Source organism: Bradyrhizobium sp. AZCC 2262, assembly GCF_036924535.1.
Classification (GTDB): Bacteria; Pseudomonadota; Alphaproteobacteria; order Rhizobiales; family Xanthobacteraceae; genus Bradyrhizobium.
In genome coordinates, this window is the sequence record NZ_JAZHRT010000001.1 from 4,191,000 (window position 1) to 4,208,803 (window position 17,804).

Here is a 17,804-nt window from a genome sequence, read left to right on the forward strand (position 1 = left end):
CCTCATCGTCACGGTGCGCCTCCCGCCCGCTCCCATTCTTCGACAACGAAGGCCGGCAACAGTGCGATCTCCTGGCTCCCGTCAAGCCTTGCATAGTGCGACAGGCCCATCGGAGTGGTGCCGCCGAATGAAATCGCGAACACCGAAGTGCCGGGTCCGCTGACAATGACGCGCAGCCGGGGTGGCGCGAGACCGAACTGCGCCACGCCGACCCGAGCGACCTCCGCCTCGGTCAGGACGCGATCCGGTCCCGAGTTTCGAAGCAGCTTGAGCGCGCTATCGAGGCGCGCTTCGAAGCCTGCTGTGGCCGCGCCCTGCGTCGCGCGCCAGCCGGCTTGCGTGCGCACAAAATGCCAATGGCCGCGCGAGGCGATTACATCGACCTCCCGCACCTCCTCCGCCGGAATCGTCATCAGCCCCTTCGGAACGAAAGGCTCAAGCCCTGGACCACCGCGTCCGCCGGTAAACGCCAGTGCGGCGAGGAAACCGGTAGCGCCGAGCGCGGCGGCTGCCCAGGCCAGCCGGTTCATCGCCGCCACCACCACATCGCGCTGCCGGCGAATGCTATGAGCCCGGGAATAAGCAGCACCGTGACCAGGAAGATGCCGCGCATCTGTTCGCCGGTGAGCGAGACCGTTGGAAGGACTTCGACGGGCGGTTTAATCGCCGGCGCTCTTTCCTCACGCGTGAGCCACGCGAGTCCGGCCAGCACGGCGTCGGAGTTGGCCAGATAGGGAAAGAAGGAATTGGAGGCGAAATCGGCATCGCCCGCGACAATCAAACGGAAGGCCGCTGCGGCCGTTCCATTCAACCGTCCCTCGGCGGCGAGCGCGATGATCTGTGGTGCGCGCGGGCCGGACTTGGCCTTTGTCTGGTCCCCCAGACGATTTGCGATGACATAGCTGTCGGCGCTGCTGGCGGCGAGTGGCGTCACTTTGACGCCCGGCGCCGGCAAGACCTCCAGCGGCCGCGCGCCGGGGTAGAACGATAGCGCCAGCCCACGCGTGGCAGGGTGGGAACCGTAGCGCGATACGGCGATCATCTGCTCGTCGGTGAAGTAGTGCTCGGTCGGATCGACGATCACGCCGTCACGCACTGCGATGCCGGCGCTTGCAAGCAGCGCCGCGATGCTCTCGTCGAGGGCATAGTCCGGCTCGATCAGGAACATCGCAGAACCGCCGCGTTCCAGATAGCGGCGCAGCACGTCGGTTTCGCCGGGGCTGTAGCGGGTTCGCGGGTTGGCTTCGACCATCGCCGCACAATCGTCCGGGATCGGCTGGCCGGTGGCGAAGGAAACCTTGCGGGCGACCAAGCCTAGCTTCTCGATGGCACGCCTCAGGCGGCCGAGACCATGCTGTTCCATCAGCACCAGACCGGTGCCGGAGGCATCGTGGCTATGGTTGTGGGCGCCTTCGAAATGCGTGTGGAACTCAAAATTGTCGATGTCGTATTGACCGTGACCCGACGCGAAACAGATCACCACGTCGCGTGTGCGCAGCAGCCGCAACACACCAAGCGCGATCTCGCGATCGTCGGTGGTGATTACTTCGACGCGGCGTTCGTCAAGCCGCAGCACGGCGGAATTGTAGGTTCGCACGCCCTGGCTGCTGGCCAACGCCGGATTCTGATCGGCGTCGATCAACCGCACGCGAAAATTCCCGTTCAGCCGCTCGAGCTGCCGCAGCATGGCGCCTAGCGCGCGAGCGGCCTCATTCTGCTTCTGGTAGAAATAGACCACCTCGACGCGTTCGCTGAGCCTGCGCACAACCTCGCGCGCCTCCGCCGACGGCGTGAAGGCCTTTTCGTGAGTGAGATCGAGATGCGCGTCGTGGCGAAACAGCGCCACATTGGCGAGGATCGTGACCGCCACGGCGGCGGTGACGACAAGCGTGGCAGAGGCAATGCGGCTGGCGAAGGCAAGCCGCGCCGGCACCTTCAGCCCGGCCGCAAACAGCGCCGCCAGCGCGAAAACTACTCCGGCAAACCAGCCCAGATTGATCCAGTCGAGCGATTGCAGCGGCTCGAGCAGATTGTGAAGAAAGCTCGTGTCCTCGGCCGGCAGGTCGTTCGAACCTTGCTGGTCGCTCATCGCTGCGCAAGCCCCCAGGTGGTGAGGAAAAGCGCAAGCATGCTCGCGGTAACGAAGTAGCCGATGTCCGACAGGAACACCGAGCCGCTGACCATCGGTTTGAAGTGGCCGATCAAGGAGAGGTTGATGGCAAAGCTGTCAAACGGCGGCGGCAACAGATAGGACACCGAATCGGCGAACCAGAGCATCAGGAATGCACCGATCGACAACGCCGCGGCGACGACCTGGCTCTCGGTGATGCTCGACATCAAGAGGCCGACGGCGACTAGCAGCGAGGCGTGGAGCGCGAGCGCCAGATAGCCGGCATAGATCGGTCCCCAATCCGGTTCGCCGTAGCGGCCGAGGATCGCGGCGTAAATGAGCGTCAGCGCGAAAATCCCAAGCACAAGCGTCAGCGTGGCGGCATATTTCGCCAGCACGACCGAGAGTTCGCGAACCGGCGCGGTAAGCAGCAATTCCAGCGTTTCCGACCGCCGCTCTTCGGCGAAGGTACGCATTGTCAGCACGGGGACCAGCAGGATCGACAGCACATACATCTGGTGAAAGATGTATTGGAGGTTCGCTACCTTGGTGACGAACAGCGTCAGGCTGAACGTATAGCCCAGCACGAGCAGGAACACGGCCGCAACGGTATATCCGATCGGCGACGTCAGCGTCGCGTTCAGCTCCTTGGTGAAGAGGATGCGCAGCGCTCTCATGTTAGCGACAAAAACCAGCTTTCAAGGTCCGGGGTGTCCGCGATCGCCCGGACCCCCAGCAATCGGCCACCGAGCATCACCGCTACCCGGTCTGAGGTCTTCTCCACCTCGCTCAGGATATGCGAACTCATGAGCACCGTATGGCGTCCGGCCAACGAGCGGATCAGCTCTCTCATTTCGATGATCTGGCGGGGATCAAGCCCGTTGGTCGGCTCATCGAGGATGAGGATCTCGGGATCGTGGATCAGGGCCTGGGCAAGCGCTGCCCGCTGGCGATAACCGCGTGACAGGGCCCTGGTCGGCTTGTCCACGACAGCGCCCAATGCGAGCCGGTCGACCACCCGCTCCACGGCGGCGGCGACCGCCCGTTCGGGCAGCCCGCGAAGCCGGGCCATGAATGCGAGGAATTCGCCGACGCGCATCTGGCGATAGAGAGGTGCCGATTCCGGCACATAGCCGATACGTCGTCGCACCTCGAGCGAATCGCGGATCGTATCGAGGCCTGCTACCGTGAGCCGCCCGGCGGAAGGCAACAGGTAGCCCGCAAGCAGCCGCATGAAGGTGGTTTTGCCGGAGCCGTTCGGTCCCAACAGGCCGAACACCTCGCCGTGGCGGATGTCAAGCGTCAGCCGGTCAAGTGCCGTGACCGAGCCGTAGCGTTTGCTTACGCCGAGCGCCGAAATAGCAGGAATATCCGTCGCTCGGGTTGGCGCATCATCCCGCAGCGCCGCGTCGATTGACGAGATGGTCATGCAGCGTCCCGAAAGAGCAGCGCCTGCCCAGCGGACAAGCTTGCTGCCGCGTCGCTTCGGCGGGCTGGCCTGGAATCTGGCGCGGGCACTCCGCCTGGCACAGCCCGCGCCGGTTCAGCTTTCAATCGTAGAATTCGGGCGCTTTCTTCGTCGCCTTGAATATCTCCGGATCGTGCCCGTAGAAAATCTGCGCGTTATTGGCGTCACGCATCAGCCGAATGCGCTGATAGCTGCGATAGGCGTCGCCCGGACTCTGCGTGCCCGGGATCGGCGGGATCAGGTTCTTGTCGAGGTTTTCCTTGAGATAGACAACGTCGCTGGTGAGGATCACCGAGCCGGTCTTGGGCAGCTTCACGATCGCGAACTGGCTGCCGGGGGTGTGACCGGGACCACGCATGATGCGCATGGAGCCGTCGTCGAACAGGTCCAAATCGCCGTTGAGACGGATGACGTTCATCTTCTTGGTGTCGGCGAAATCGCCCGGAATGTAATAGACGGAGAAGCCGACATCCGGCCACCAGGCAGCCTTCAGTTCGTCGTCCTGGACGACGAGGGTCGAATTCGGAAACTGACCAACGTTACCGCCGTGATCGAGATGCAAGTGACCGGCCACCACGTATTTGATGTCGTCGGTCTTGAGACCGATCTTGGCAAGCTGCGCCGGAATTGCGTCGTCCTTCGTCATCTTGAGGCCGAAGCCCTTGGCGAGCGGTCCCCACCATCCCTCGGGATCGGTTATCGTCTTGTCGTTGTTTCCGGTATCGAAAATGACATTGCCCTTGGGATGCTTGAGCACATAGAAGCTCACCGGTGCCCAGTCGATATTGCCTTGGCCACCCATCTGCAGGGCCGCCTTCGGGAAGCCGCCCAACGAGCCGGATGTGAAGACGTAAAGTTTCGGGCCATCCTGTGCGGGGGCCGGCGCGGCAACCGCCGCAAGGCCGAGCGCGATAGCTAGACTCAGGGCAACATGCTTCATCGTCATAGCGTGTCCTCCTTTGCCTTCGTTTTACGGGCTGTCTGTGCAGCCACTATGCGTCGCCCCGACGCGGTCGAGGCCAGCCACCTGAGAATAGATTGGGCCTCACCAAAAGCAAGTTGGGAATGCCATCTGAAAATAGGCCACTCCCGGTCAACCCCACTTTTGCCGGCCTTTTTCTTGGCCTTCGGCCCCTCCGCCTGACTGCGATAGGCCTTTGCCATACTCAAAACCCTGGGCGACCTCGGCGTCTGAGGCGGACCGCGCCATCCCGCCGACATAATCGGCAACCGGTGAAGGCGGGAAGCATTGAGTGCACGGGTGGGAGTGGAGCCGAAACGAGCCACCCCGGGGGTAAGTTGCGGCCGTCCTCAGGGAGCGCGGCCTAATGGCAGGATCGGCACGCGGCCAGAACCATCATCGTCGTCAAGCGTTCCCGTTACATTGGCTACGATTGTTGCTTGCTTCGGGGGTGTTGACCCCCGGCGCTCTACCGTCCCGCTTTCATGCGGCGTCGCTTCTCTACCGAGGTGGACGATGGTGAAGGAAACCAAGTTCTTCCGTAAGCAGGCCGACAAGGCTGAGCGCATGGCGCGATCCAGCCACCGACGTCGAAATCTCGGAACGATACCTGAGTATGGCGCATGCCTATCGCAGTCAGGCTAGGGTTTTGAAGGCCAAGAAAAAAAGGCTGAAAAGAAACTGCGCTAACGGCCTCGTGTCGGTTTCCTTGGAACCCTCACCTTCCGGCTAGGTTGGTCGTTGTACGTAAGGGGAGGTTCGCCATGAAAAAACTAGCGTCTGTCGCTTTCGCCGTGGCCCTTTCAGCGGGTTCGCTTAGCCTGGCAAGGGCCGATCAGCCGGGGCCGGACTGGATGCCCGCGCAGCAAGTCATCGAGCAGGTTCTCAGGTCGGGCTATACGCAAGTCACCGAACTTAAAGCCGACGATGGCCGATGGGAAGGTGAAGGTATCAAAAACGGGCAGAAGATGGACTTCCATGCCGATCCCAAGACGGGTGTAATTACCTTCGAAAAGCTCGATGACTAAGCGCGCAGGTAGAAAAGCCGTCTCAGTCGAAGTCGGATAAATCCGACTTCGATCGGGAGAGGTGAAGTGAGCGCTTTGCCTGACAGGCAAGCCGGTGTTATGCGGGGTCATGCCCGCCCCCATCCTCCCCCTGATCGATGCCGTCACGCACTGGCCCGAGCGCGGAGCCCTGATTGGCCTCGATCTCGGCACCAAGACCATCGGCGTGGCCGTATCCGATCCGGACCGCCGGCTAGCGACCGGCGTCGAGACCATCCAGCGCAAGGCCTTCAAGGCCGACGCCGCGCGGCTGTTGGCGATATCGGGCGAGCGCAACGTGGTCGGCTTCGTGCTGGGTCTTCCCATCAACATGGACGGCAGCGAGGGCCCGCGCGCGCAATCGACCCGCGCCTTTGCCCGCAATTTCTCCAACCTCACCGGCCTTGCCATCGCGCTGTGGGACGAGCGGCTGTCGACGGCGGCCGTCGAGCGCGAACTGATCGGCATGGACGTCAGCCGCGCCCGCCGCGCCGAGGTGATCGACGAACATGCCGCTATCTTCATCCTGCAGGGCGCGCTGGACCGGCTGACGAAGCTGCGCGGGGACGCCTAGGGATGGCGATCGTCATTGCGGCGCTGCTGCCGGTATTTTTGCTGATCGTGCTCGGCTTCATCCTGAAGCGGACGCTGATACAGCCCGAGGCGCAGTGGCATGGGCTGGAGCGGCTGACTTACTACGTGCTGCTTCCGGTGCTGCTGATCCAGACGCTGGTGAAGGCCGACTTCACCAGCGTGCCGGTTACCGGCGTCGGCGGCGCGCTGCTGCTGTCGGCACTCGCGATGTCGCTGCTGTGTCTTGCGCTGCGTCCGCTGCTCGCCCGCGTCGCAATCGACGGTCCCGCCTTTACCTCGATCTTCCAGGGCGCGACACGCTGGCAGACCTATGTGGCGCTCTCCGTCTCCGGCAGTCTGTTCGGCAACCTCGGGCTGGCGCTGGCGTCGGTCGCGATGGTCGCCATCGTTCCGCTGGTCAACGTGTTCAGTGTCGCGGTGCTTGCCCGTTACGCCTCGCCGGAAAAGCGCTCGGCCGGTTCAATCATCGTGACCGTGGCGAGCAATCCGCTGATCTGGGCCTGTGCGGTCGGGCTGGCGCTCAACGTCACGCACATTCCGCTGCCCAAACTCTGGCACGAGGTGGCGGACGCGCTCGGCCGCTCCTCGCTCGCCATCGGCCTGATGGTGACCGGCGCCGGGCTGCATCTCGAAGGCCTGCTCAGGCCGAGCCTCGCCGCCGGCGTCGCGGTGTTCCTCAAGCTGGTGCTGATGCCGGTAATCGCGGTCGCGCTGGCATCGAAATTTGGACTTGCCGATTCCAACCTCGCCGTCGTGGCGGTCTGTTCGGCGGTGCCCGCGGCGTCAAGCGCCTATGTGCTGGCGCGGCAAATGGGCGGCGACGCGCCGCTGCTGGCGCAGATCATCACGCTGCAGACGATTTTGGCCGCAATCACGATGCCGATCGCGATTGCACTCGCTGCGATGTGCTAGCCCGAGCCGGCCAGCCAGAGCGTCTGAATCGTCGCGGCCAGATTGTTGATGCCGTGCAGCACGATCGTCAGCCAGGTCGAGTTGGTGCGGTAACGCAGATAGCCCAGCAGCAGGCCGATCGAAAACACCTCGCCGAAGAAGAACCAGTCGTACTGCAGATGCAGCGAGGTCCAGGCCAGCGACGACAGCAAGATGGCGCCGGCGACGCCGAGTTTTGATTCCGACCAGCCGCGATAGAGGAAGCCGCGCGCAAAGATCTCTTCCCACATCGGCGCGGCGACGCAGAACGCGATCACCAGAAGCCACAGCGCGCCGTCGACCTGCGCGGATTTCAGCACCTCGCCCATGAAGCCCGATGTCACCTCGCGCCCGAGCGCCCGCGACAGCAGGTCCCAGCCGCCGACAAGGATGGCCAGCGCCGCGACGCCGATGAAGAAATTGCGCCATGGGGTCCAGCGCAGCGCCAGATAATCGGCAAAAGGTATCCGCGTTGGACGGATCGCGATCCATGTCGCCAGCAGCACGGCGGGCAATCCCAGGATGACCGAGAGCGAAATGGTCAGACCGCTGCCGACGATATGGATCGCTTCGGCGATGTCGAACGATCCGCCCTGCCGCAGCACAAAATAGGCGATGACAGCGACCTGGCCGAGGAACATCCCGACGAAGATGAACAGGCCCCACAGCGTGGTGCCCCAGAATTTCCAGACGCGCGGCGGCCGCGGATCGGGGACTGCCGGCGGAACGGCAACAGCACTTGCGGGAGTGAGGGATTCCATCAGATGACTTTCGTTAGTGAGACCATTCTTTCTCTGTCTTGCGGAGATGTATTCACGGCAGCGCGCGCCCCAGCAGGCCGCTTATGTCGTCATGGGCCAGATCCACCGCGCCGTACATGCCGGCGTGATTCCCGGCAAGGCGCGTGGCGGCGAACAACTGCGCATGGCGCGGCGACACGGCGTTGAGCGCGGCAGAAGCCGCCAGCAGCGCGAGCTTCTCGACCGCCAGCCGCGCCACCCGCTCGCTGTCCGGCCGGCGGAACGCCTTGCCGATGAAGGTGATGACCTCACCCGCGCCGGGCAATCCAAGCGTCTCGCCGGTCAGTTCATGCACGATGCTGGACGCCACTTCCGGCTCGCGCGACAGCGCGCGGAGGACGTCGAGGCACATCACATTGCCGGAGCCTTCCCAGATCGCATTGACCGGCGACTCCCGGTAATGCCGCGCCAGAATGCCCTCCTCCACGTAACCATTGCCGCCGAGGCACTCCATGGCCTCATAGAGAAAGCCGGGCGCACTCTTGCAGACCCAGTATTTGATGGCGGGCGTCAGCAGCCGCATATAGGCGGCCTCCTTGGCGTCAACGGGCGCGCGGTCGAACGACCGGCACAGCCGCATCACCAGCGCGACTGACGCCTCGACATGCAGCGCCATGTCGGACAGCACCGCCTGCATCAGCGGCTGATCGGCGAGATGCTTCTGGAACACGCTGCGATGCCGCGCGTGATGCAACGCATGCGCAAGGCCCGATCGCATCAGGCCGGCGGAAGCAATCGCGCAATCCTGCCGCGTCAACTGCACCATCTGAATGATGGTGCGGATGCCCTTGCCTTCCGCGCCGACGCGCTCGGCATAGGCGCCGTGAAACTCGACTTCGGACGAGGCATTGGAGCGGTTGCCGAGCTTGTCCTTCAGCCGCTGAAACCGGATCGCATTGATGGACCCATCGGGCGCAAAGCGCGGCATCAGGAAGCAGCTCAGTCCCTCCTCGGCCTGCGCCAGCACCAGGAAGGCGTCGCACATCGGCGCCGACATGAACCATTTGTGCCCGGTGATGCGGTAGGCGCTGCCGTCGCGCTCCGCCCGTGTCATGTTGGAGCGGACATCTGTGCCGCCCTGCTTCTCGGTCATGCCCATGCCGAGCGTCATGCCGCGCTTGGTCCACCACGGCGCAAACGCCGGATCGTAGGACCGCGTGCCGAGCACCGGCATCACCCTGGCCAGCAGTTCGGGCTGTTCCGCCAGCGCGGCGACCGAGGCCCGCGTCATGGTGATCGGGCAGAGATGCCCGGTTTCGACCTGCGCAGCCATGTAGAATTTCGCCGCGCGCATCACCTCGGACGCGCCGCCGGCCGATTTGCCTGCCGCGTCCCAGGTCGAATTATGCACGCCGGCATACGCACTGTGCGCCATCAGTTCGTGATAGGCCGGATGGAATTCGACCTCATCGCGGCGGTTGCCTCTGGAATCGAAGATGCGCAGTTTCGGTGTGTTCTCGTTGGCAACACGGCCGCGTTCCGCCATTGCCGCCGAGCCCCAATGCTTGCCGAACTCCGACAACTCGCTTTGTGCAGAAGCGCCGCCATTGGCAGCGACCGCCTCGACCAGCGGCCGGTCGGCCGCATAGAGGTCGATATCTTCGAACGGCGGCGACTGGTTGAAGACCTCGTGGGTCGCAAATGTTGCCTGGCTCATGGCTGGTCCTGGAACCGCGATTCACTTCCGCGGCGTGATCGGGAAATCATAGGCCCGCCCGCCCGCGCCCGGCAGCGAAAAGTGCCACCACTCCTTCGAATAGTTTACAAATCCTCGCCGTGCCATCACCAGAATCAGCTTCTCCCGCCAGCGGCGCTGGGCTGCGGTAATGGATTTCGCCGCCGTGTGCGACTTGACGTCGGAGCAGTCGTAGCCGGTCCCCATATCGACGCTGCCGTCCGGCGCGCGAAGGCTCACGTTGGCGGTGCAGTCGCCATAATCCTTGGCAGCATCGAACACTGCCGAATTGTCGGCTTTCAGATCAACCAGGGAGAGGTCGAGCGCGGCGCCGGTGGAGTGGCCCGAATGGGTAGCGATGTAGCCGAGGCGAAATAGGTCGCCCTTGCTGAACGCCGGATTGTAGCGCTTCTGCGCCGGTGTTTCGCGGCCGTCGCGCGACCACGCCACCATGTCGGCAACCGCCCGCGTCGGCCGGTAGCAGTCAAACATCTTCAGCGACAGGCCCTGCAGCGCGAGTTCTTCCTGAATGCTCTTCAGCAGCGCACCCACTTCGCGCTTCACCACGCATTCGGCGGCCTGATACCCCTTGAGCGGACGGCCGACGAAATTGTTGGCGCCGGCGTAGCGCATGTCCTGAATGATGGTCGGATCGATATCGCGCAGATAGACGAAGCCGGCAGGCAGTTTTGGCGCCTGCGCGGCGGCGTTCGCCGGGCAACCCGCCACGACTATCGCCGCGAGTGCCATCCACCTTCCCGCCCCCCAGCCGGCGATCGCCAATGCCCGCAACATGATCCGGACGGATTGAATGAAATGCCGCACGTTCTTCATGGCCTGATGCATCGCGCCCACCCTAGCCGAAGCCAGCCGCAGGAACACCGTCCGCCGCCGTTTACCCTGCCGACGAAGCGCTAGTGGATAAGTCCGGACGCGGGATTTGACGCTTGCCCTGCGTGGCATCTCTGCCTATAGCTCTGGCTTTAATGACCCCTATATCGAAATCGACCTTCGTCCTCGGGCACCGGCATCTGCTGGGAATCGAGGGGCTTTCCGCTGCCGATATTACCGGCCTGCTCGACCTTTCCGAGGAATATGTCGAGCTCAACCGCCAGGTGGACAAAAAGCGCACCTCCCTGCGCGGTCGCACCCAGGTGAACCTGTTTTTCGAGGCCTCGACCCGGACCCAATCCTCGTTCGAACTGGCTGGAAAACGGCTGGGCGCCGACGTCATGAACATGTCGGTATCCTCGTCCTCGATCCGCAAGGGCGAGACGCTGATGGATACCGCCGTGACGCTCAACGCCATGCATCCGGACATCCTGGTGGTGCGGCACCACGCCTCCGGCGCGGTGGAACTTCTGGCGCGCAAGGTTGACGGTTCCGTGATCAATGCCGGCGACGGCAGCCACGAACATCCGACCCAGGCGCTGCTGGACGCGCTGACCATCCGCCGGAATAAAGGCCGGCTGGAAGGGCTCGTGATCGCGATCTGCGGCGACGTGATGCATTCCCGCGTGGCGCGCTCCAATATCCTGCTGCTCAACACCATGGGCGCCCGCGTCCGCGTCGTCGCCCCCTCCACGCTGTTGCCGCGCGGCATCGAGCGGATGGGCGTCGAGGTCGCGCGCGACATGCGCGAGGGCCTCAATGGCGCCGACATCGTGATGATGCTGCGGCTGCAGCGGGAGCGAATGAACGGCTCCTTCGTGCCGTCGAGCCAGGAGTATTTCCATTATTTCGGTCTCGACCAGAAGAAGCTCGCTTACGCCAAGCCGGACGCGCTGGTGATGCACCCGGGGCCGATGAACCGCGGCGTCGAAATCGACTCGATCGTGGCGGACGGCGCGCAATCGCTGATCCGCGAACAGGTGGAAATGGGAGTGGCGGTGCGGATGGCGGTGCTCGAAGCGCTCGCCCGCAACCTGCCGAACGCGTGAGAGCATGCTGACTGATCGACGCCCCATCCTGCTCGCCAATGCCCGCGTCGTCGATCCCTCGAGGGACTTTGACGGCCCCGGCGACGTGCTGATTGCCGATGGCACCATCCGCGACTCCAGGCGCGGCATTGGCGCGGCCGGCGTGCCCGAAGGCACCGACATCATCAATTGCGCCGGCAAGATCGTCGCCCCCGGGCTGATCGACATGCGCGCCTTTGTCGGCGAGCCCGGCGCCAGCCACCGCGAAACCTTTGCCTCCGCCAGCCAGGCGGCTGCCGCCGGCGGCATCACCACCATCATCTGCCAGCCGGATACCTCGCCTGTTATCGATAACTCAGCGACGGTGGACTTCGTGCTGCGCCGGGCCCGCGACACCGCGATCGTCAACATCCACCCGATGGCTGCGCTGACAAAGGGCCTCGGCGGCCAGGAAATGACCGAGATCGGGTTGTTGAAGGCCGCCGGCGCGGTCGCCTTTACCGATGGCGACAGAAGCGTGACCAATGCGCAGGTGATGCGCCGCGCGCTGACCTATGCCCGCGATTTCGACGCGCTGATCGTGCACCACACCGAAGATCCTGATCTGGTTGGCGAAGGCGTGATGAACGAGGGCGAGTTCGCCGCGCGACTTGGGCTTGCCGGCATTCCCAATGCCGCCGAAGCCGTGATGCTGGAGCGCGACATGCGCCTCGTGGCGCTGACCGGCGGGCGCTATCACGCCGCCTCGCTGTCCTCGCTGGAGTCGCTCGAAATCCTCAAGCGCGCACGCGACGCCGGCCTCGATGTCAGCGCGTCGGTGTCGATCAACCATGTCACGCTGAACGAAAACGATATCGGCCCCTACCGCACCTTCTTGAAACTGTCGCCGCCGCTGCGCACCGAGGAGGATCGCCTGGCGCTGGTTGCGGCCGTCGCCTCCGGCCTGGTCGACGTCGTGATGTCCGACCACAACCCGCAGGACGTCGAGGTGAAGCGGCTGCCGTTCGCGGAAGCGGCTTCCGGCGCGGTCGGGCTGCAGACCATGCTGCCGGCGGCGCTGCGGCTGATTCATAATGGCGAGATGGATTTCAAGACGCTGATCCGGGCGATGTCGACACGACCCGCCGAACTGCTTGGCCTGCCCGGCGGCTCGCTGCGCGCGGGTTCCCCGGCCGACGTCGTTGTGATCGATCCCGACACGCCCTGGGTACTCGATCCCGCCGACCTCAAATCGCAGTGCAAGAACACGCCGTTCGACGAAGCCCGCTTCTCGGGACGCGTCGTGCGTACTATCGTGGGCGGGCGGACGGTCTATGAACATGTCTGATTCATGCGAAACGGGCCGCGGTGGGAGCTACCGCAATGTCTGACGCGTTCCTCATCGTCGCCTTCCTGATCGGCTATCTGCTGGGCTCGATCCCGTTCGGGATGGTGCTGACCAAGCTTGCCGGCACGCAGGATTTGCGTTCGATCGGTTCCGGCAATATCGGCGCCACCAACGTGCTGCGCACCGGCCGCAAGGGCCTGGCCGCGGCAACCCTGATCGGCGACATGCTCAAGGGCACGATCGCGGTCATCATCGCCGGCTATTACGGCGGCGCCAATGCCGCGATGCTGGCCGCGCTCGGCGCCTTCCTCGGCCACCTCTTCCCGGTCTGGCTCAAATTCAACGGCGGCAAGGGCGTCGCGACCTATATCGGTGTGCTGATCGGCCTGTTCTGGCCGGCGGCTTTGATGTTCTGCCTGATCTGGTTAGCTACCGCTTTCACCACGCGATACTCCTCGCTCTCGGCGCTGGTCGCCGCGTTCGTGACACCGCTGTTCCTGTGGTGGTTCGGCCACCCCGCGCTGGCGTCGCTGTTCGTGGTGCTGACGCTGCTCCTGTTCTGGAAGCACAGCGAGAACATCAAGCGGCTGCAGGCCGGGACCGAAGGGCGGATCGGGGCGAATTAGAACTCCGCCATCGTAGCCCGTATGAGCGCAGCGATACCCGGGACGATGCTGGACTTTTCCCGGATGCCGCTGCGCTCATCCGGGCTACGGGTTCATCACCGCTTGAGAGCCTGCTCCACAAACCGCGCCGCCGCCAATGCCTTCGCATCGGCGCCATATCGCGCGATGACGGTCACACCGACTGGCAAGCCGCCATCCGCAATCAGCGCGGGAACGTTGACGCAAGGCACGCCCATCAGCGTCCAGAGACGGTTGTAACGGGCGTCGCCGGTCGAACCCAATCCCTTCGGCGCGGCGCCCGGCGCCGACAAGGTCAATATCACATCGACATCATCGAATATTTTGGCGAGCGCCTGCCGCGCGCGGCCAGCAACATCCATGGCCTCGTCATAGGCGGCCGGTGTCCCGCCCTTGCTTTCGTCGAGGCGTCCGCGGAGATTCGGCGCCATCGCGTCGTAATTTTCGCGGTATTCCCAGGCGAGCGCCTGATGCGCCTCGAATTCCTGGATCACCGGATGCACGCGCCACGCCTCCGCAATGATCTCGGGCAAAGCCAGCGTCCACACCGAAGCGCCGGCACGCTCCGCAGCCTTGGTCGCCATCCGCAGCGCCTCCGCGCCTGCTGCTTCCGGCGCATCAGCAAAATCCTGCGTCACGACGCCGATGCGCGGCGTCGGAATACCGGATGGCAGCAGCAGTTCGGGTCGGCCGGTCATCGCCGCAAGCCCGCACGCCACGTCGTTGACGCCGGCGGCAAACAGGCCGACGGTGTCGAGCGTCCAGGAATAGCATTTGACGCCGACCGTCGGCAGCAAGCGATAGGACGGCTTGATCGCAGCCGTGCCGCAGAACGAGGCCGGCCGGATCACAGAGCCGCCGGTCTGCGTGCCCAGCGCCAGCGGGATCATGCCGGCGCCTACCGCTGCCGCCGAACCCGACGACGATCCGCCGGGTGTATGGTCATGGTTGTGCGGGTTGAGCGTCGGCGTCGGATCCGAGGAAGCGAATGCCGTGGTCGTGGTCTTGCCCACGATGGTCGCACCTGCCGCCTTCAACAGCATCACCACGGCCGCGTCGCCGCGCGATCGAAATCCGCGGTAGATCGGCGAGCCCATCTCGGTCGGAAAATCCACCGTATCCATGATGTCCTTGATGCCGACCGCAATGCCGCGCAACGGCCCGGCGCTTGCCGCACGGACGTCGTCCGCATGGCAGACGAAGGCGCCGATCGTCTTGTCCTGCGCGCCTATCGCCTCCAGCGATTGCGAGATTGCGGCGTCGGGCGAGAGATCGCCGGAATCGATGCGGCGCTGGAGTTCGGCGAGAGAGATCATGGTGCGTGGTTCCTGCGGCTTTTGATCGTGTCGGCCAGATGGAATATGATTGATCCGCCGCTGTCAAAATTGTCCGTGAGTTCCGATGCAGCTTGAATCCGTCCTGACCTGTCCGCGCTGCAGCCACCAATCCGCTGAGCAAATGCCAACGGACGCGTGCCAGTTCTTCTACGTCTGTAAAGGCTGCAGCGAGAGGCTGAAACCGCTGGCGGGCGACTGCTGCGTGTTCTGCTCGTTCGGCTCCGTGCCGTGTCCTCCCGTGCAGGAAAGCGGCAAAGGTGCCTGCTGCAGCTAACAAAGCTCAGGACGTTTTTACCTCAAACAGGTTGATCACAATCTCAGGTTGGGCAAAGCTGCCCCGCATGCACGACCGGACACCCCATACGCTTCACCTCACCGAGACCGACCGGATCGACCGGCTGCGGCTGATCCGCAGCGACAATGTCGGGCCGCGCACCTTTAACTCGCTGCTCAACCATTTCGGCGATGCGCGCACGGCGCTGGAGCGGCTGCCCGACCTGGCGCGGCGCGGTGGCGCCAATCGTTCGGGACGCATCTGTAGCGAGGAGGAAGCGCGGGCCGAGATCGCCGCGGCGAAAAGGATCGGCGTCACGCTGGTCGCGCCGGGCGAAGCCGCCTATCCGCCGCGGCTGGCGACGCTCGAGGATGCGCCTCCGCTGCTCGGCGTGCGCGTGCGCGCTGCGCCCGAAATCCTGATCCGGCCGATGATCGCGATCGTCGGCTCGCGCAACGCGTCGGGCGCCGGGCTGAAATTCGCCGGCCAACTGGCGCGCGATCTCGGCGACGCCGGCTTCGTCGTCATCTCAGGCCTGGCGCGCGGCATCGATCAGGCCGCGCATCGCGCGACGGTCGAAAGCGGCACAGTCGCGGTGCTGGCCGGCGGTCACGACCGGATCTATCCACCGGAGCATGCGGACTTGCTCTCCGCCCTGCTCGATCAAGGCGGCGCGATTTCCGAAATGCCGCTCGGCCATGTGCCGCGCGCCCATGATTTTCCCCGGCGCAATCGCCTGATCTCCGGCGCGTCGCTCGGCGTCGTCGTGATCGAAGCCGCGCATCGCTCGGGATCGCTGATCACGGCGCGGATGGCCGCCGAACAGGGCCGCGAAGTTTTCGCGGTGCCCGGCTCACCGCTCGATCCGCGCGCCGCCGGCACCAATGATTTGATCAAGCAGGGCGCGACCCTGGTCACCGAAGCCAGCGACGTCATCAACGCCATCCAGCCGATCATGGAGCGGCCGATTGTGCTCGAGGCGCGCGAGGACGATGACGCACCGCTCGATTTCGACATCGATCCGGGCGAGCACGAGCGCATCGTCACGCTGCTCGGGCCTAGCCCGGTCAGCCTCGACGATCTGATCCGGATGTCGGGCCTCTCGCCCGCCATCGTTCGCACGGTGCTGCTCGAACTCGAACTGGCCGGTCGGTTGGAGCGCCATGGCGGCGGGCTGGTGTCGCTGATCTAGAGTCCCGTTTCGATAGAATCGAAACGGGACTCTAGATTCTTGATTTGACGCGTTTTCTTAACGCGAACCGGTTCCCACTTCGCTCGAAAACGCTTTAGCCCTTCTCGTTGCGCGCGTCGAAATTGGTCCGCGCGCCCTCGATCTCGGGCAGATGTGCGAACGCCCATTGGCCGAGTGCCTGCACCGGCTGCGCCAGCCCGCGGCCGAGATCGGTCAGCTCGTAGTCGACCCGAGGCGGGATGGTCGGAAAGATCGTGCGCGTGACCAGCCCGTCGCGCTCCAACCCGCGCAAGGTGAGCGTCAGCATTCGCTGCGAGATGCCGCCGATCTTGCGCTTGAGCTCGTTGAAGCGCATCGGCCCGTCGATCAGCGTCATGATCACCAACACGCTCCATTTGTCGCCGACGCGGGCCAGTACGGAAGCCACGGCAAGGCAACTACCCTCGGCATGTGGGCCCGGAGGCATGGCAGGCACTTTCTTGTGCTCGGGTCTCATGGATGTGCTCGGGTGTAAAAAATGTGCGTTCTTGCGGGGGTTTGCCACAGTCACTCATATAGCGCCAGTTACAAACCTATACCGAAGGGTGACATCTACCATGAAACTTCTGCACATCGACTCCAGCGTTCTCGGCCCCCACTCCGTCAGCCGCCAGGTTTCCGCCGCCGTCGTCGAACGGCTGCGTCAATCCACGCCCGGCCTTGAAGTCAGCTATCGCGATCTGACGCTGACGCCGCTGGCGCATCTCACCGGTTCGCACCTCGCCGCCGGCCAGGGGGCCACCCCGGACGCGTCGCTGCGCGACGATATCGCCGCCGGCCAGGCCGTACTGGAAGAGTTTCTGGCCGCCGACGTCATCGTGCTCGGCGCGCCCATGTACAATTTTACGATTCCGAGCCAGCTCAAGGCCTGGATCGACCGCATTCTGGTGGCGGGCAAGACGTTCAAATACTCGGCGCAAGGCGTCGAAGGTCTGGCCGGCGACAAGCGCGTCATCGTCGCGATCTCGCGCGGCGGCTTTTACGGTCCGGGCACGCCGGCCGCCGTCGGCGAGCACCTGGAAACCTATTTACGCTGGGTGTTCGGCTTCATCGGAATCAAGGATGCGGAATTCATTTCCGCCGACGGCATCCAGATCGGCCCCGAGCATCGTGAAAAAGCCGTGGCCGGCGCGCTGAAAGCCGCAAGCGATCTGAACGCCGCCTGAGTTGAGGCGTGAGCGGCTGCCGTCGCCGCGCCCGACGGCGGCCGCTTTCCGCACGATTACGAAAGCCAGATCAGAAAATGCCGTGTATGCGGCAGATGTCGATGACGGTGGAAATCAGAAGGCCGACGCCGGAAAACAGCGCGATTGAAACGAACTGGGCGGTGTCCGAATCCGGCAAGGCCGATGAGGAGACGCCGGCCCTTTTCGGCATGACTGTTCTCCAGTTCTCTTTGGTCAAAAGGCTCCCATCGTTCGAATGTCCGGCAATGACGACTGACGTTCAATGCGCCCTTCCGGCTCAGCGCCAATCCGCCGCAGGGCG

The 17,804-nt window shown here is 64.2% G+C and carries 20 protein-coding genes; 9 read left to right on the forward strand and 11 right to left on the reverse strand.

Annotated features, from left to right (window positions below; translation table 11 throughout):
- Positions 1-8: 8 nt before the first annotated feature.
- The 5 genes from V1283_RS20020 to V1283_RS20040 all read right to left on the reverse strand — a co-directional run bounded on the left by V1283_RS20020 (position 9) and on the right by V1283_RS20040 (position 4,524).
- Positions 9-530, reverse strand: coding sequence for a hypothetical protein (locus tag V1283_RS20020; protein ID WP_334388152.1), 522 nt, complete (start codon positions 528-530; stop codon positions 9-11).
- The gene (locus tag V1283_RS20025) at positions 527-2,089 is read right to left on the reverse strand and encodes a GldG family protein (RefSeq protein ID WP_334388153.1); all 1,563 of its coding nucleotides are present in this window, start codon (positions 2,087-2,089) and stop codon (positions 527-529) included. Before V1283_RS20025 ends, V1283_RS20020 begins: the two co-directional genes overlap by 4 nt.
- Positions 2,086-2,787 (reverse strand): ABC transporter permease, encoded by a 702-nt coding sequence (locus tag V1283_RS20030; protein WP_334388154.1) that lies wholly within the window; start codon positions 2,785-2,787, stop codon positions 2,086-2,088. Before V1283_RS20030 ends, V1283_RS20025 begins: the two co-directional genes overlap by 4 nt.
- Positions 2,784-3,539 (reverse strand): ABC transporter ATP-binding protein, encoded by a 756-nt coding sequence (locus tag V1283_RS20035; protein ID WP_334388155.1) that lies wholly within the window; start codon positions 3,537-3,539, stop codon positions 2,784-2,786. The genes V1283_RS20030 and V1283_RS20035 overlap by 4 nt, the downstream gene beginning before the upstream one ends.
- A 121-nt stretch (positions 3,540-3,660) precedes the next feature.
- Complete coding sequence (locus V1283_RS20040; protein ID WP_334388156.1) at positions 3,661-4,524, reverse strand: N-acyl homoserine lactonase family protein; 864 nt, start codon at positions 4,522-4,524, stop codon at positions 3,661-3,663.
- Between the two features lie 779 nt (positions 4,525-5,303).
- Here V1283_RS20040 and V1283_RS20045 point away from each other — a divergent pair.
- From V1283_RS20045 to V1283_RS20055, 3 genes are all read left to right on the forward strand, one after another.
- The gene (locus tag V1283_RS20045; RefSeq protein WP_334388157.1) at positions 5,304-5,567 is read left to right on the forward strand and encodes a PepSY domain-containing protein; all 264 of its coding nucleotides are present in this window, start codon (positions 5,304-5,306) and stop codon (positions 5,565-5,567) included.
- Positions 5,568-5,676: 109 nt separating this feature from the next.
- Positions 5,677-6,159, forward strand: coding sequence for a Holliday junction resolvase RuvX (gene ruvX, locus V1283_RS20050; RefSeq protein WP_334388158.1), 483 nt, complete (start codon positions 5,677-5,679; stop codon positions 6,157-6,159).
- A gap of 2 nt (positions 6,160-6,161) precedes the next feature.
- Entirely contained in the window at positions 6,162-7,091 is a 930-nt protein-coding gene (locus V1283_RS20055) for an AEC family transporter (RefSeq protein ID WP_334388160.1), read from the forward strand.
- Here V1283_RS20055 and V1283_RS20060 read toward each other — a convergent pair.
- Genes V1283_RS20060 through V1283_RS20070 form a run of 3 tightly spaced genes read right to left on the reverse strand, consistent with a single transcriptional unit; the run spans position 7,088 to position 10,334 of the window.
- Positions 7,088-7,870 (reverse strand): CPBP family intramembrane glutamic endopeptidase, encoded by a 783-nt coding sequence (locus tag V1283_RS20060; protein ID WP_334388161.1) that lies wholly within the window; start codon positions 7,868-7,870, stop codon positions 7,088-7,090. The two genes, V1283_RS20055 and V1283_RS20060, sit on opposite strands and share 4 nt — an antisense overlap.
- Positions 7,871-7,922: 52 nt before the next feature.
- A complete protein-coding gene (locus V1283_RS20065; protein WP_334388162.1) occupies positions 7,923-9,566 on the reverse strand; it encodes an acyl-CoA dehydrogenase family protein in 1,644 nt (547 codons plus the stop codon).
- A gap of 21 nt (positions 9,567-9,587) precedes the next feature.
- Positions 9,588-10,334 carry a M15 family metallopeptidase gene (locus tag V1283_RS20070; RefSeq protein ID WP_334393109.1) on the reverse strand — a complete coding sequence of 249 codons (747 nt, stop codon included), beginning with the start codon at positions 10,332-10,334 and terminating at the stop codon, positions 9,588-9,590.
- Between the two features lie 236 nt (positions 10,335-10,570).
- On the opposite strand from V1283_RS20070, the gene V1283_RS20075 reads away from it, so the two are divergent.
- The 3 genes from V1283_RS20075 to plsY are packed head-to-tail and all read left to right on the forward strand — an operon-like array spanning position 10,571 to position 13,456.
- On the forward strand, positions 10,571-11,524 hold the full coding sequence (locus V1283_RS20075) for an aspartate carbamoyltransferase catalytic subunit (protein ID WP_334388163.1): 954 nt from the start codon (positions 10,571-10,573) through the stop codon (positions 11,522-11,524).
- A gap of 4 nt (positions 11,525-11,528) precedes the next feature.
- Positions 11,529-12,830: a dihydroorotase gene (locus tag V1283_RS20080; RefSeq protein WP_334388164.1), complete on the forward strand. Its 1,302-nt coding sequence runs from the start codon at positions 11,529-11,531 to the stop codon at positions 12,828-12,830.
- Positions 12,831-12,865: 35 nt separating this feature from the next.
- On the forward strand, positions 12,866-13,456 hold the full coding sequence (gene plsY / locus V1283_RS20085) for a glycerol-3-phosphate 1-O-acyltransferase PlsY (RefSeq protein ID WP_334388165.1): 591 nt from the start codon (positions 12,866-12,868) through the stop codon (positions 13,454-13,456).
- A gap of 95 nt (positions 13,457-13,551) precedes the next feature.
- Here plsY and V1283_RS20090 read toward each other — a convergent pair whose 3' ends face one another.
- Entirely contained in the window at positions 13,552-14,790 is a 1,239-nt protein-coding gene (locus V1283_RS20090) for an amidase (RefSeq protein WP_334388166.1), read from the reverse strand.
- A gap of 85 nt (positions 14,791-14,875) precedes the next feature.
- On the opposite strand from V1283_RS20090, the gene V1283_RS20095 reads away from it, so the two are divergent.
- Entirely contained in the window at positions 14,876-15,085 is a 210-nt protein-coding gene (locus tag V1283_RS20095; protein WP_334388167.1) for a GDCCVxC domain-containing (seleno)protein, read from the forward strand.
- Positions 15,086-15,152: 67 nt separating this feature from the next.
- Positions 15,153-16,277, forward strand: a complete 1,125-nt coding sequence (gene dprA, locus V1283_RS20100; protein ID WP_334388168.1) for a DNA-processing protein DprA — start codon at positions 15,153-15,155, stop codon at positions 16,275-16,277.
- 94 nt (positions 16,278-16,371) lie between these two features.
- Here the strand turns inward: dprA and V1283_RS20105 are convergent, their stop codons facing one another.
- A complete protein-coding gene (locus tag V1283_RS20105; RefSeq protein ID WP_442895760.1) occupies positions 16,372-16,773 on the reverse strand; it encodes a winged helix-turn-helix transcriptional regulator in 402 nt (133 codons plus the stop codon).
- Between the two features lie 100 nt (positions 16,774-16,873).
- On the opposite strand from V1283_RS20105, the gene V1283_RS20110 reads away from it, so the two are divergent.
- The gene (locus V1283_RS20110) at positions 16,874-17,482 is read left to right on the forward strand and encodes an FMN-dependent NADH-azoreductase (RefSeq protein ID WP_334388169.1); all 609 of its coding nucleotides are present in this window, start codon (positions 16,874-16,876) and stop codon (positions 17,480-17,482) included.
- 70 nt (positions 17,483-17,552) lie between these two features.
- Here the strand turns inward: V1283_RS20110 and V1283_RS20115 are convergent, their stop codons facing one another.
- A complete protein-coding gene (locus tag V1283_RS20115) occupies positions 17,553-17,693 on the reverse strand; it encodes a hypothetical protein (RefSeq protein WP_334388170.1) in 141 nt (46 codons plus the stop codon).
- Positions 17,694-17,804 lie beyond the last annotated feature (111 nt).

What these genes read in the sequence shown, in the direction of transcription:
- V1283_RS20110 (WP_334388169.1), top strand. Translation starts at nt 16,874, where the DNA reads ATGAAACTTCTGCACATCGACTCCAGCGTTCTCGGCCCCCACTCCGTC.
- plsY (WP_334388165.1), top strand. Translation starts at nt 12,866, where the DNA reads ATGTCTGACGCGTTCCTCATCGTCGCCTTCCTGATCGGCTATCTGCTG.
- V1283_RS20055 (WP_334388160.1), top strand. Translation starts at nt 6,162, where the DNA reads ATGGCGATCGTCATTGCGGCGCTGCTGCCGGTATTTTTGCTGATCGTG.
- V1283_RS20030 (WP_334388154.1), bottom strand. Translation starts at nt 2,787, where the DNA reads ATGAGAGCGCTGCGCATCCTCTTCACCAAGGAGCTGAACGCGACGCTG.
- V1283_RS20065 (WP_334388162.1), bottom strand. Translation starts at nt 9,566, where the DNA reads ATGAGCCAGGCAACATTTGCGACCCACGAGGTCTTCAACCAGTCGCCG.
- V1283_RS20035 (WP_334388155.1), bottom strand. Translation starts at nt 3,539, where the DNA reads ATGACCATCTCGTCAATCGACGCGGCGCTGCGGGATGATGCGCCAACC.
- V1283_RS20095 (WP_334388167.1), top strand. Translation starts at nt 14,876, where the DNA reads ATGCAGCTTGAATCCGTCCTGACCTGTCCGCGCTGCAGCCACCAATCC.
- V1283_RS20040 (WP_334388156.1), bottom strand. Translation starts at nt 4,524, where the DNA reads ATGACGATGAAGCATGTTGCCCTGAGTCTAGCTATCGCGCTCGGCCTT.
- V1283_RS20115 (WP_334388170.1), bottom strand. Translation starts at nt 17,693, where the DNA reads ATGCCGAAAAGGGCCGGCGTCTCCTCATCGGCCTTGCCGGATTCGGAC.
- V1283_RS20075 (WP_334388163.1), top strand. Translation starts at nt 10,571, where the DNA reads ATGACCCCTATATCGAAATCGACCTTCGTCCTCGGGCACCGGCATCTG.
- V1283_RS20060 (WP_334388161.1), bottom strand. Translation starts at nt 7,870, where the DNA reads ATGGAATCCCTCACTCCCGCAAGTGCTGTTGCCGTTCCGCCGGCAGTC.
- V1283_RS20070 (WP_334393109.1), bottom strand. Translation starts at nt 10,334, where the DNA reads ATGGCACTCGCGGCGATAGTCGTGGCGGGTTGCCCGGCGAACGCCGCC.
- dprA (WP_334388168.1), top strand. Translation starts at nt 15,153, where the DNA reads ATGCACGACCGGACACCCCATACGCTTCACCTCACCGAGACCGACCGG.
- V1283_RS20105 (WP_442895760.1), bottom strand. Translation starts at nt 16,773, where the DNA reads ATGAGACCCGAGCACAAGAAAGTGCCTGCCATGCCTCCGGGCCCACAT.
- V1283_RS20020 (WP_334388152.1), bottom strand. Translation starts at nt 530, where the DNA reads ATGAACCGGCTGGCCTGGGCAGCCGCCGCGCTCGGCGCTACCGGTTTC.
- V1283_RS20025 (WP_334388153.1), bottom strand. Translation starts at nt 2,089, where the DNA reads ATGAGCGACCAGCAAGGTTCGAACGACCTGCCGGCCGAGGACACGAGC.
- V1283_RS20090 (WP_334388166.1), bottom strand. Translation starts at nt 14,790, where the DNA reads ATGATCTCTCTCGCCGAACTCCAGCGCCGCATCGATTCCGGCGATCTC.
- V1283_RS20080 (WP_334388164.1), top strand. Translation starts at nt 11,529, where the DNA reads ATGCTGACTGATCGACGCCCCATCCTGCTCGCCAATGCCCGCGTCGTC.
- ruvX (WP_334388158.1), top strand. Translation starts at nt 5,677, where the DNA reads ATGCCCGCCCCCATCCTCCCCCTGATCGATGCCGTCACGCACTGGCCC.
- V1283_RS20045 (WP_334388157.1), top strand. Translation starts at nt 5,304, where the DNA reads ATGAAAAAACTAGCGTCTGTCGCTTTCGCCGTGGCCCTTTCAGCGGGT.